At 60.0% G+C, this 10460-nt stretch carries 15 protein-coding genes; 10 read left to right on the top strand and 5 right to left on the bottom strand.

Features of this window, described 5'->3' with window-relative positions; genetic code table 11:
- Nucleotide 1: 1 nt before the first annotated feature.
- From AB4N44_RS15445 to AB4N44_RS15485, 9 genes are all read left to right on the top strand, one after another.
- On the top strand, nt 2–592 hold the full coding sequence (locus AB4N44_RS15445) for a YggT family protein (RefSeq protein WP_150776071.1): 591 nt from the start codon (nt 2–4) through the stop codon (nt 590–592).
- The gene (locus AB4N44_RS15450) at nt 589–885 is read left to right on the top strand and encodes a DUF167 domain-containing protein (protein WP_460108536.1); all 297 of its coding nucleotides are present in this window, start codon (nt 589–591) and stop codon (nt 883–885) included. Before AB4N44_RS15445 ends, AB4N44_RS15450 begins: the two co-directional genes overlap by 4 nt.
- A gap of 227 nt (nt 886–1112) precedes the next feature.
- Nucleotides 1113–2252, top strand: a complete 1140-nt coding sequence (gene metX / locus AB4N44_RS15455; protein WP_150776072.1) for a homoserine O-succinyltransferase MetX — start codon at nt 1113–1115, stop codon at nt 2250–2252.
- 7 nt (nt 2253–2259) lie between these two features.
- Nucleotides 2260–2880, top strand: a complete 621-nt coding sequence (metW, locus tag AB4N44_RS15460; protein ID WP_008083798.1) for a methionine biosynthesis protein MetW — start codon at nt 2260–2262, stop codon at nt 2878–2880.
- Nucleotides 2881–2906: 26 nt separating this feature from the next.
- Nucleotides 2907–3341, top strand: coding sequence for a DUF4426 domain-containing protein (locus AB4N44_RS15465; RefSeq protein WP_460108534.1), 435 nt, complete (start codon nt 2907–2909; stop codon nt 3339–3341).
- The gene (rdgB, locus tag AB4N44_RS15470; protein ID WP_460108532.1) at nt 3338–3934 is read left to right on the top strand and encodes an RdgB/HAM1 family non-canonical purine NTP pyrophosphatase; all 597 of its coding nucleotides are present in this window, start codon (nt 3338–3340) and stop codon (nt 3932–3934) included. The genes AB4N44_RS15465 and rdgB overlap by 4 nt, the downstream gene beginning before the upstream one ends.
- Entirely contained in the window at nt 3931–5136 is a 1206-nt protein-coding gene (gene hemW / locus AB4N44_RS15475; protein ID WP_460108531.1) for a radical SAM family heme chaperone HemW, read from the top strand. Before rdgB ends, hemW begins: the two co-directional genes overlap by 4 nt.
- Nucleotides 5137–5171: 35 nt before the next feature.
- A complete protein-coding gene (locus tag AB4N44_RS15480; RefSeq protein WP_127930116.1) occupies nt 5172–5495 on the top strand; it encodes a DUF3392 domain-containing protein in 324 nt (107 codons plus the stop codon).
- Nucleotides 5496–5633: 138 nt separating this feature from the next.
- Nucleotides 5634–6182, top strand: a complete 549-nt coding sequence (locus tag AB4N44_RS15485; RefSeq protein WP_460108529.1) for an RNA 2'-phosphotransferase — start codon at nt 5634–5636, stop codon at nt 6180–6182.
- 131 nt (nt 6183–6313) lie between these two features.
- Here AB4N44_RS15485 and trmB read toward each other — a convergent pair whose 3' ends face one another.
- From trmB to AB4N44_RS15505, 4 genes are all read right to left on the bottom strand, one after another.
- Nucleotides 6314–7039, bottom strand: a complete 726-nt coding sequence (gene trmB, locus AB4N44_RS15490; RefSeq protein ID WP_110718034.1) for a tRNA (guanosine(46)-N7)-methyltransferase TrmB — start codon at nt 7037–7039, stop codon at nt 6314–6316.
- 9 nt (nt 7040–7048) lie between these two features.
- The gene (locus AB4N44_RS15495) at nt 7049–7843 is read right to left on the bottom strand and encodes a thiazole synthase (protein ID WP_007913621.1); all 795 of its coding nucleotides are present in this window, start codon (nt 7841–7843) and stop codon (nt 7049–7051) included.
- A gap of 60 nt (nt 7844–7903) precedes the next feature.
- Nucleotides 7904–8104: a sulfur carrier protein ThiS gene (gene thiS / locus AB4N44_RS15500; RefSeq protein ID WP_122604433.1), complete on the bottom strand. Its 201-nt coding sequence runs from the start codon at nt 8102–8104 to the stop codon at nt 7904–7906.
- A gap of 71 nt (nt 8105–8175) precedes the next feature.
- Nucleotides 8176–8556, bottom strand: coding sequence for a DUF423 domain-containing protein (locus AB4N44_RS15505; RefSeq protein ID WP_160042209.1), 381 nt, complete (start codon nt 8554–8556; stop codon nt 8176–8178).
- Between the two features lie 74 nt (nt 8557–8630).
- Between AB4N44_RS15505 and mtgA the strand changes: the two genes are divergently transcribed.
- Nucleotides 8631–9353 carry a monofunctional biosynthetic peptidoglycan transglycosylase gene (gene mtgA, locus AB4N44_RS15510; protein ID WP_007913618.1) on the top strand — a complete coding sequence of 241 codons (723 nt, stop codon included), beginning with the start codon at nt 8631–8633 and terminating at the stop codon, nt 9351–9353.
- 199 nt (nt 9354–9552) lie between these two features.
- On the opposite strand, the gene rpoH is transcribed toward mtgA, so the two are convergent.
- Nucleotides 9553–10407: an RNA polymerase sigma factor RpoH gene (gene rpoH / locus AB4N44_RS15515; protein ID WP_003229146.1), complete on the bottom strand. Its 855-nt coding sequence runs from the start codon at nt 10405–10407 to the stop codon at nt 9553–9555.
- Nucleotides 10408–10460 lie beyond the last annotated feature (53 nt).

Consider the following 10460-nt stretch of genomic DNA (forward strand, 5'->3'; position numbering starts at 1 on the left):
CATGATTGGATTGAACACTGCAGCGGTTTACGTGCTGCAAACCCTCGGCAGCCTGTACCTGCTGATCGTGCTGCTGCGCTTCGTGCTGCAACTGGTACGGGCGAACTTCTACAACCCGCTGTGCCAGTTCATCGTCAAAGCGACCCAGCCACTGCTCAAACCACTGCGGCGGATCATTCCGAGCATGTTCGGTCTGGACATGTCGTCACTGGTGCTGGCGATTCTGGTGCAACTGGCGCTGATGGCGCTGACCCTGCTGCTGACTTACGGCACCACCGGCAATCCGCTGCAACTGTTTATCTGGTCGCTGATCGGCGTGACCGCGCTGTTCCTGAAGATCTTCTTCTTCGCCCTGATCATCAGCGTGATTCTGTCGTGGGTCGCGCCGGGCAGCCACAATCCGGGGGCTGAACTGGTCAACCAGATCTGCGAGCCGGCGCTGGCGCCGTTCCGCCGCTTTCTGCCGAATCTCGGTGGTCTGGACCTGTCGCCGATCTTCGCCTTCCTCGCGTTGAAGCTGATCGACATGCTGGTGATCAACAATCTGGCGGCGATGACGATGATGCCGGAAATCCTCCGTCTGCTGATGTGAGCTGGTTTCGATGGGACGGTGACGACTTGATCCTCGAGTGTCACCTGCAACCGGCAGCCCGCAGCGATGACTTCGCCGGGCTGCACGGTGATCGTTTGAAGATCCGCCTGACCGCGCCGCCGGTCGAGGGCAAGGCCAATGCTTTTCTGATGGGCTTTCTGGCCAAGGCGTTTGGGGTTTCCAAGAGCCAGGTCAGTTTGCTCAGCGGCGAGTTGAACCGGCAGAAACGGGTGAAGATCTGCTCGCCGAAGAAGTTGCCGGATTTGCCGGGGTTGGTTGGGCGCTTGTCTTGAGTTTTGCGGCGTCTGTCCCCCTCACCCCAGCCCTCTCCCCCTGGAGAGGGAGCCGATCATGGTGTTTTCGGAACCTGAGTTCAGCCCGGATAGATCAGGTCGGCGTAGCTCAAAAGAACACCTCGGTCAGTCCCCTCTACCTCTGGGAGAGGGCTAGGGTGAGGGCCGCTTGCCGCTAACCCCCCCGGTCTTTAGACTTACGCCTCATTTCAACGAGAGCAGGGTCGATGCCAACTGCCTTTCCCCCCGATTCTGTTGGTCTGGTGACGCCGCAAACCGCGCACTTCAGCGAACCGCTGGCGCTGGCCTGCGGCCGTTCGCTGGCCGCCTATGACCTGATCTACGAAACCTACGGCACGCTGAACGCGCAGGCGAGCAACGCCGTGCTGATTTGCCACGCCTTGTCCGGCCATCACCACGCCGCCGGTTATCACAGCGTCGACGACCGCAAACCCGGTTGGTGGGACAGCTGCATCGGCCCCGGCAAACCGATCGACACCCATAAATTCTTCGTGGTCAGCCTGAACAACCTCGGCGGCTGCAACGGCTCCACCGGCCCGAGCAGCGTCAACCCGGAGACCGGCAAACCGTTCGGTGCCGACTTCCCGGTGCTCACCGTGGAAGACTGGGTGCACAGCCAGGCGCGTCTCGCTGACCTGCTCGGCATCGGCCAGTGGGCGGCGGTGATTGGCGGCAGCCTCGGCGGCATGCAGGCGCTGCAATGGACCATCACTTACCCGGATCGCGTGCGCCACTGCCTGGCCATCGCCTCGGCACCGAAGCTGTCGGCGCAGAACATTGCCTTCAACGAAGTCGCGCGTCAGGCGATCCTGACCGACCCGGAATTCCACGGCGGTTCGTTCCAGGAAGCGGGCGTGATCCCCAAGCGCGGCCTGATGCTGGCGCGCATGGTCGGGCACATCACCTACCTGTCCGACGATTCCATGGGCGAAAAATTCGGCCGTGGGTTGAAGAGCGAGAAGCTCAACTACGACTTCCACAGTGTCGAGTTCCAGGTCGAAAGCTACCTGCGTTATCAGGGCGAAGAGTTCTCCGGGCGCTTCGACGCCAACACCTATCTGTTGATGACCAAGGCACTGGATTACTTCGATCCGGCGGCGAACTTCGACGATAACCTGGCGAAAACCTTCGAGAACGCCACGGCCAAGTTCTGCGTGATGTCGTTCACCACTGACTGGCGCTTCTCCCCGGCCCGTTCGCGCGAACTGGTGGATGCGTTGATGGCGGCGCGCAAAGACGTCAGCTATCTGGAAATCGATGCACCGCAGGGCCACGACGCCTTCCTGATTCCGATCCCGCGCTATTTGCAGGCGTTCGGCAATTACATGAACCGCATCACGTTGTGAGAAAGCCATGAGAGCTGATCTGGAAATCATCCAGGAATGGATCCCCGCCGGCAGCCGCGTCCTCGACCTTGGTTGCGGTGACGGCGAACTGCTGACCTGGCTGCGCGACAACAAGAATGTCACCGGTTATGGCCTGGAAAACGACGCCGACAACATCGCCGAATGCGTAGCCAAGGGCATCAACGTCATCGAGCAGGACCTGGACAAGGGGCTGGGCAACTTCGCCAGCAACAGTTTCGACATCGTCGTCATGACTCAGGCCCTGCAAGCCGTGCATTACCCGGACAAGATCCTCGACGAAATGCTCCGGGTCGGCCGCCAGTGCATCATCACTTTCCCGAACTTCGGTCACTGGCGCTGCCGCTGGTACCTGGCAAGCAAGGGTCGCATGCCGGTGTCCGAGTTTCTGCCGTACACCTGGTACAACACGCCGAACATCCACTTCTGCACCTTCGAAGACTTTGAAGAACTTTGCCGCGAACGTGATGCGAAGGTCATTGATCGGCTTGCCGTGGATCAACAGCACCGTCACGGGTGGGCCAGTAAGCTATGGCCTAATCTGTTAGGTGAGATCGGTATCTACCGCGTCAGCAGCCCGCAGCTTGCAGACCACAAAGTCGCGGTCTGAATCCCGTCATTTCGAGGAGCACGATCATGGGTCGTTTAGCGTTGTTGTTATTGACTGCCTGCCTGAGCGCCAGCGCTCTGGCGGCCGACGTCATCAAGGGCGAGCGCAAGCAAACCTTTGGCGACGTCACGGTGCACTACAACACTTTCAACTCGACGTTCCTGCAACCGGACATCGCCAAGGCTGCAGAGCTGATTCGCAGCAAGAATCAGGGCGTGATCAATGTCTCGGTGATCAAGGACGGCAAACCGCTGGTCGCCAACGTCACCGGCACGGTCAAAGACCTGACCAGCCAGAGCGTGCCGCTGAATTTCAAGCAAGTCACCGAGCAGGGTGCGATCTACTACATCGCCCAATACCCGGTGCCTCAGCAGGAAACCCGCACCTTTGAAATCAAGGTGCAGAACGGCGACAAGATCAACACCATCAATTTCAACCAAGAACTCTTTCCCGGCGAATGATGAACATCAAGCAGCTCGTACTGGCCAGCCATAACGCCGGCAAACTCAAAGAACTCCAGGCCATGCTCGGCGAATCGGTGCAACTGCGCTCGATTGGCGAGTGGAGCAAGGTCGAGCCGGAAGAAACCGGCCTGTCGTTCGTCGAGAACGCGATCCTCAAGGCGCGCAATGCCGCGCGCATTTCCGGGTTGCCGGCGCTGGCCGACGATTCCGGTCTGGCGGTGGATTTCCTTGGCGGTGCGCCGGGCATCTATTCGGCACGTTATGCCGACGGCAAGGGCGATGCGGCGAACAACGCCAAACTGCTCGATGCGCTGAAGGATGTGCCGCAAGCCGAGCGCGGTGCGCAGTTCGTTTGCGTATTGGCGCTGGTTCGTCACGCCGATGATCCGTTGCCGATCCTCTGCGAAGGCCTGTGGCACGGACGGATTCTGACCGCCGCCAACGGCGAGCACGGTTTCGGCTATGACCCGCTGTTCTGGGTGCCGGAGCGTGACGTGTCCAGCGCCGAATTGAGCCCGGCCGACAAGAACCAGATCAGCCACCGCGCCCGTGCAATGGATCTGCTGCGCCAGCGTCTGGGCTTGAAATGACCGTTGATTCTTCTGCGTCGTCGCTGATCGTCGGCGGCGCCGCGTCTTCGCCTCGGGCACCGCTGCCAACGCTGCCGCCCTTGGCGCTGTACATCCACATCCCGTGGTGTGTGCGCAAATGCCCGTATTGCGATTTCAACTCGCACACCGCAAGTCCCGTGCTGCCGGAACAGGAATACGTCGACGCGCTGCTGGCCGATCTCGATCAGGACCTGCACGCAGTTTACGGCCGCGAAATCAGCTCGATCTTTTTTGGTGGCGGCACACCGAGCCTGTTCAGTGCCGAAGCGCTTGGGCGTTTGCTCGAGGGCGTCGAGCAGCGCATCCCGTTTGCCGACGACATCGAAATCACTCTGGAAGCCAACCCTGGGACCTTCGAGCAGGAGAAGTTCGTCGCGTATCGCAAGCTGGGGATCAATCGCCTGTCGATCGGTATCCAGAGCTTCCAGCAGGAAAAGCTCAAGGCGCTGGGCCGCATTCACAACGGTGACGAAGCAGTGCGCGCGGCCGGGATGGCGCGGCAGGCCGGGTTCGATAACTTCAACCTCGACTTGATGCACGGTTTGCCCGATCAGTCGCTGGACGATGCCTTGAGCGATCTGCGCCAGGCCATCGCATTGAATCCGACGCACATCTCCTGGTATCAGCTGACGCTGGAGCCGAACACGGTGTTCTGGAACCAGCCGCCAGTGCTGCCGGAAGATGACACATTGTGGGACATTCAAGAGGCCGGGCAGGCGCTGCTGGCCGAGCACGGTTACGCGCAATACGAAGTCTCGGCTTATGCGCAGTCCGGGCGCCCGGCGCGGCATAACCTCAATTACTGGAGTTTCGGCGACTTCATCGGCATTGGCGCGGGTGCGCATGGCAAATTGAGCCATCCGGACGGACGCATCATCCGTACCTGGAAAACCCGTTTGCCGAAGGACTATCTCAACCCGGCAAAAAGCTTTCAGGCCGGTGAAAAAGCCCTGACAAATGACGAGATGCCGTTCGAGTTTCTGATGAACGCTTTGCGCCTGACTGCCGGCGTCGAATCGCGCCTGTATCCGGAGCGCACTGGCCTGTCGCTGGAAAGCCTCGCCGAAGGCCGGGCCGCGGCAGAACAAAGCGGTCTGTTGCAGGTCGAACCGTCACGTCTGGCGGCCACCGAGCGCGGACAGTTGTTCCTCAACGACTTGCTGCAACAATTTCTGAACTGAGCCCAACCCTCAACTTCAGCCCCAAGGAAAAACGCATGGATTTGATACTCGACCTGCTCGCCACCGTCTCCCGCTGGAGCCGCAGCAACCTCTCGGAAATCGCTCTGGCCTTGGTCGGCTGCCTGCTGGTGCTGTTCGGCGCCGACTTCAAAGGCTGGGTCGAGCAACGCCTGGGCAGCATCGCCGGCGCCCTGCGCGTGCCGCTGATGTCGCTGCTGTGCGTGATCGGCAGCGGCGCCGCACTGATCTACGCCACGCCATGGGTGATCAAGGGTTTGAGCCAGTTCAACAACTACAGCCTGGCGCCGGTGTTGTTGGTGGTTCTGGTGCTGATCGGCGTCGTCGCCGACCGTCGCTGACTCCGCAAACGCCCCAAAGCAACTGTGGGAGCCAGCCTGCTCGCGAAGGCGTCATGTCAGCCGACATCACTGCTGAATGACCGATCGCTTTCGCGAGCAGGCTCGCTCCCACAGTTGATCGCAATGACAGGGAAGCTCATGAGTAAAAAACTGCTGGATGAGACGAGCAAATTTCTTAGCTACGTACTGCGCCACGAGCCTCAGGCGATTGGGCTGACGCTGGATTCGGAGGGTTGGGCAGATATCGAAGCACTGATCAGCGGCGCTGCGCGTGATGGTCGAAGCCTGGATCGCTCACTGATTGAAAACGTCGTAGCGAACAGCGACAAAAAGCGCTTTTCGATCTCGGAAGACGGCCAGTCCATTCGCGCCGTTCAGGGCCATTCGACGAAAAGCGTAGCGCTTCAACTTGAGGAAAAGCAGCCGCCAGAGACGCTATATCACGGTACGGCGACGCGCTTCATGGACTCTATCAACCAGCAAGGCTTGATCCCGGGATCGCGTCACCACGTGCATCTATCGGAAGAATCCGCCACCGCCTCAGCCGTCGGGCAACGCTACGGAACCGTGGTAATCCTGAAAGTCGCCGCACAGCAAATGCAGGAGCAAGGCTTCAAGTTTTATCAGGCTGAAAATGGCGTCTGGCTGACAGAACAAGTGCCAGTGCGCTTCATTTCCACCCTGTAGCTTCTGACGAAACCGGAAACAATTGTGGGAGCGAGCTTGCTCGCGAATACGGTGTGTCAGTCAACATCAGTGCTGAATGAACATCCGCTTTCGCGAGCAAGCTCGCTCCCACAGTTTGTATTGCGTGATGCTTAAGCGAGTTTTTCGAACTTCAGGTCCCACACGCCATGGCCAAGACGTTCGCCGCGGCGTTCGAACTTGGTGATCGGGCGTTCGGCCGGGCGCGGTACGCACTTGCCGTCTTCGGCGAGGTTACGGTAGCCCGGGGCGACGTTCATCACTTCCAGCATGTATTCGGCGTACGGCTCCCAGTCGGTGGCCATGTGCAGAATGCCGCCGACCTTCAACTTGCTGCGCACCAGCTCAGCGAACGAGGCCTGAACGATGCGACGCTTGTGGTGACGGCTCTTGTGCCACGGGTCCGGGAAAAACAGCATCAGGCGATCGAGGCTGTTGTCGGCGATGCAGCGATTGAGCACTTCGATCGCGTCGCAATCGTAGACCCGCAGGTTGGTCAGGCCCTGAGTCAGCACGCCATTGAGCAGCGCGCCAACACCCGGACGGTGAACTTCAACACCGATGAAATCCTGATCCGGCGCCGCCGCGGCCATTTCCAGCAGCGAGTGGCCCATGCCGAAACCGATCTCCAGCGAGCGCGGTGCCGAACGGCCGAACACTTGATCGTAATCCACGGGCGCATCGGCCAGCGGCAGCACGTACAGCGGCGCGCCCTGATCCAGACCGCGTTGCTGGCCTTCGGTCATGCGCCCGGCGCGCATCACGAAACTCTTGATGCGGCGGTGTTGGCGCTCGTCGCCTTCTTCCGTCTGGATAGGCGTGTCGTTCGATTCAGTCATCAATGGCTCTTACTTGATCAGACCATCCAGCGGCGAAGAGGCGCTGGCATAGAGTTTTTTCGGCATACGGCCAGCGAGGTAGGCCAGACGGCCTGCAACGATGGCGTGTTTCATGGCTTCAGCCATCATCACCGGCTGCTGGGCGTGGGCGATGGCCGAGTTCATCAGCACCGCATCACAACCCAGTTCCATGGCGATAGTCGCGTCGGAGGCAGTACCGACACCGGCATCGACCAACACGGGAATCTTGGCTTCTTCGAGGATGATCTGCAGGTTGTACGGGTTGCAGATCCCCAGACCGGAACCGATCAGACCGGCCAGCGGCATCACCGCGATGCAGCCGATTTCCGCCAGTTGACGGGCGATGATCGGGTCATCGCTGGTGTAAACCATCACGTCGAAACCTTCCTTGACCAGCGTTTCGGCGGCCTTGAGGGTTTCGATCACATTGGGAAACAGGGTTTTCTGGTCAGCCAGTACTTCCAGCTTCACCAGGTTGTGGCCATCGAGCAGCTCACGGGCCAGGCGGCAGGTGCGCACAGCTTCGATGGCGTCGTAGCAACCGGCGGTGTTCGGCAGGAAGGTATAGCGCTCCGGCGACAGCACGTCGAGCAGGTTCGGCTCGCCTTCGATCTGGCCCAGGTTGGTGCGGCGCACGGCGAAGGTGACGATCTCGGCACCCGAGGCTTCGATGGCCTGACGGGTTTCTTCCATGTCACGGTACTTGCCGGTACCAACCAGCAAACGCGACTGGTAAGTACGACCGGCCAGAACAAAAGGCTTGTCGCTACGAACGATGCTCATGGGGAATCCTCTTTAAGGGTGAGGGTCTTGCAGAATTCTGTGCCCTCGCGGGGCGGGCGATCAGCCGCCGCCGATGGCGTGCACCACTTCGACGTTGTCACCGTCATTGAGCGTGGTGTCGGCATGCTGGCTGCGCGGGACGATATCCAGATTGAGTTCGACTGCCACCCGGCGTCCGGTCAGTTCCAGACGGGTGATCAGGGCCGCAACGGTCTCGCCGTCGGGCAGTTCAAGGGATTCACCGTTCAACTGAATGCGCATGCGTAACGCCGCCATCATTTTTAGGGGCTGGCATTCTAGCCCGATCATGACCTAAAGGTCAGCACCAAGCGTCAAGCGGTTGGTTGCAGGCGCCAGGCGGCGAGCCCCAGGCAAACCCATCCGACCAGAAATGCCAGGCCACCGAACGGGGTGATGATGCCGAGCTTGCTGATGCCGGTGGTGGTCAGCACGTACAGACTGCCCGAGAACAGCAGAATTCCGATGGTGAACGACACGCCGGCCCAAGCAACCAGCCGCCCCTGAATCTGCGTGGCCAACAGCGCCACACCGAACAGCGCCAAGGTGTGCACCAGTTGATAGGTCACGCCCGTGTGGAAAATCGTCAGGTACTCGGGTGTCAGGCGGTTTTTCAGGCCATGGGCGGCGAACGCACCCAAAGCGACCCCGGTGAAACCGAAAAAAGCAGCCAGCATCAAAAAGCCACGCAGCATTGGGAACTCCAGTCAGACGCGATCGGCAGGGTCTGTATAATGGCCCGCTCCACCGGTTCGGCCAAGCCATCTCTATGCTGCGTACTATTTTCCGTCGTCTCACGAAGGCCCTGCTCTGGTTCGCCGGTGGCAGCGTCTTGCTGGTGCTGGTGTTTCGCTTCGTGCCGCCGCCGGGCACGGCGTTGATGGTCGAGCGCAAGGTCGAATCCTGGGTCGATGGCGAGCCGATTGACCTGCAACGCACGTGGAAGCCCTGGGACGAGATCTCCGATGACCTCAAAGTTGCAGTCATGGCCGGCGAGGATCAGAAGTTTCCTGAGCATTGGGGTTTTGACTTCAGTGCGATCCAGGCCGCACTGGCGCACAACGAGCTCGGCGGCTCGATTCGCGGCGCCAGCACCTTGAGCCAGCAAGTGTCGAAGAACCTGTTTCTGTGGGCGGGTCGCAGCTATCTGCGTAAAGGCCTGGAAGCCTGGTTTACCGCGCTGATCGAAGTATTCTGGCCCAAGCAGCGGATTCTTGAGGTGTACCTGAACAGCGTCGAGTGGGATGACGGGGTGTTTGGCGCCGAAGCGGCTGCCCGCCATCACTTTGGCGTGAGCGCGAAATCGTTGTCACGTCAGCAGGCCAGTTATCTGGCGGCTGTTCTGCCGAACCCGCGGGTATGGAGTGCGAGCCATCCGACCGCTTATGTGTCGCGTCGGGCCGGGTGGATTCGGCAGCAGATGAGTCAGTTGGGTGGGGATAGTTATCTGTTGGGGCTGAATGATTCGCGTCGGGCACCGTGGTCTCGATAACCATTCACGAATCTTCCAAACCCTGAAGACCCCCTGTGGGAGCGAGCCTGCTCGCGAAAGCGGTGTACCAGAAACATCAATGCAAACTGACACACCGCTTTCGCGAGCAGGCTCGCTCCCACAGGGGCCAGTATGTCCGCACAAATGAAAACGCCCCGATCATCGCTGATCGGGGCGTTTTTTATTGCCTGCTCGCCGGTTATGCGGCAATCGACAACTTGAGCTTGTTCATCGCGCTCTTCTCGAGCTGACGGATCCGCTCGGCCGACACGTTGTACTTCTGCGCCAGGTCGTGCAGCGTGGCTTTTTCTTCTGCCAGCCAGCGCTGGTAGAGGATGTCACGGCTGCGCTCGTCCAGCACTTCCAGTGCTTCATGCAGGTTATGGTTGGAGTTGTCGCTCCAGTCGGCATCTTCCAGTTGACGCGCCGGATCGTACCGGTGGTCTTCCAGATAGTTGGCCGGCGACTGGAAAGCGCTGTCGTCGTCGGCTTCAGCAGCCGGGTCGAAGGCCATGTCATGGCCGGTCAGGCGACTTTCCATCTCGCGCACTTCCCGCGGTTCAACGCCGAGGCTTTCCGCCACACGGTGGACTTCCTCGTTGTTCAGCCACGCCAGACGTTTCTTCTGGCTGCGCAGGTTGAAGAACAGCTTGCGCTGGGCCTTGGTGGTCGCGACTTTCACAATGCGCCAGTTGCGCAGAATGAACTCGTGAATTTCCGCCTTGATCCAGTGCACGGCGAACGACACCAGACGCACACCCATTTCCGGGTTGAAGCGCTTCACGGCCTTCATCAGGCCGACGTTACCTTCCTGGATCAGGTCAGCCTGAGCCAGACCGTAGCCGGAATAGCTACGGGCGATATGTACGACAAAACGCAGGTGGGCGAGCACCATCTGCCGAGCCGCCCCCAAATCCTGCTCATAGTAGAGACTCTCGGCCAGTTCACGCTCCTGCTCCGGCGTCAGCAATGGAATGCTGTTGACGGTGTGCACGTAAGCTTCCAGGTTCGCACCCGGAACCAACGCATACGCAGGCTGCAAAGAATTGGTCATACGAAAAAACCTCCCACTTACATACTCGTGCCTCTCGGCACTGCGAAAAATTG

It is taken from the genome of Pseudomonas sp. S3_C06 (genome assembly GCF_054667675.1).

Excerpts from the sequence above, each read along its gene's own strand:
- AB4N44_RS15445 (WP_150776071.1), top strand. The coding sequence starts at position 2 with ATGATTGGATTGAACACTGCAGCGGTTTACGTGCTGCAAACCCTCGGC.
- metX (WP_150776072.1), top strand. The coding sequence starts at position 1,113 with ATGCCAACTGCCTTTCCCCCCGATTCTGTTGGTCTGGTGACGCCGCAA.
- metW (WP_008083798.1), top strand. The coding sequence starts at position 2,260 with ATGAGAGCTGATCTGGAAATCATCCAGGAATGGATCCCCGCCGGCAGC.
- AB4N44_RS15465 (WP_460108534.1), top strand. The coding sequence starts at position 2,907 with ATGGGTCGTTTAGCGTTGTTGTTATTGACTGCCTGCCTGAGCGCCAGC.
- rdgB (WP_460108532.1), top strand. The coding sequence starts at position 3,338 with ATGATGAACATCAAGCAGCTCGTACTGGCCAGCCATAACGCCGGCAAA.
- hemW (WP_460108531.1), top strand. The coding sequence starts at position 3,931 with ATGACCGTTGATTCTTCTGCGTCGTCGCTGATCGTCGGCGGCGCCGCG.
- AB4N44_RS15480 (WP_127930116.1), top strand. The coding sequence starts at position 5,172 with ATGGATTTGATACTCGACCTGCTCGCCACCGTCTCCCGCTGGAGCCGC.
- AB4N44_RS15485 (WP_460108529.1), top strand. The coding sequence starts at position 5,634 with ATGAGTAAAAAACTGCTGGATGAGACGAGCAAATTTCTTAGCTACGTA.
- trmB (WP_110718034.1), bottom strand. The coding sequence starts at position 7,039 with ATGACTGAATCGAACGACACGCCTATCCAGACGGAAGAAGGCGACGAG.
- AB4N44_RS15495 (WP_007913621.1), bottom strand. The coding sequence starts at position 7,843 with ATGAGCATCGTTCGTAGCGACAAGCCTTTTGTTCTGGCCGGTCGTACT.
- thiS (WP_122604433.1), bottom strand. The coding sequence starts at position 8,104 with ATGCGCATTCAGTTGAACGGTGAATCCCTTGAACTGCCCGACGGCGAG.
- AB4N44_RS15505 (WP_160042209.1), bottom strand. The coding sequence starts at position 8,556 with ATGCTGCGTGGCTTTTTGATGCTGGCTGCTTTTTTCGGTTTCACCGGG.
- mtgA (WP_007913618.1), top strand. The coding sequence starts at position 8,631 with ATGCTGCGTACTATTTTCCGTCGTCTCACGAAGGCCCTGCTCTGGTTC.
- rpoH (WP_003229146.1), bottom strand. The coding sequence starts at position 10,407 with ATGACCAATTCTTTGCAGCCTGCGTATGCGTTGGTTCCGGGTGCGAAC.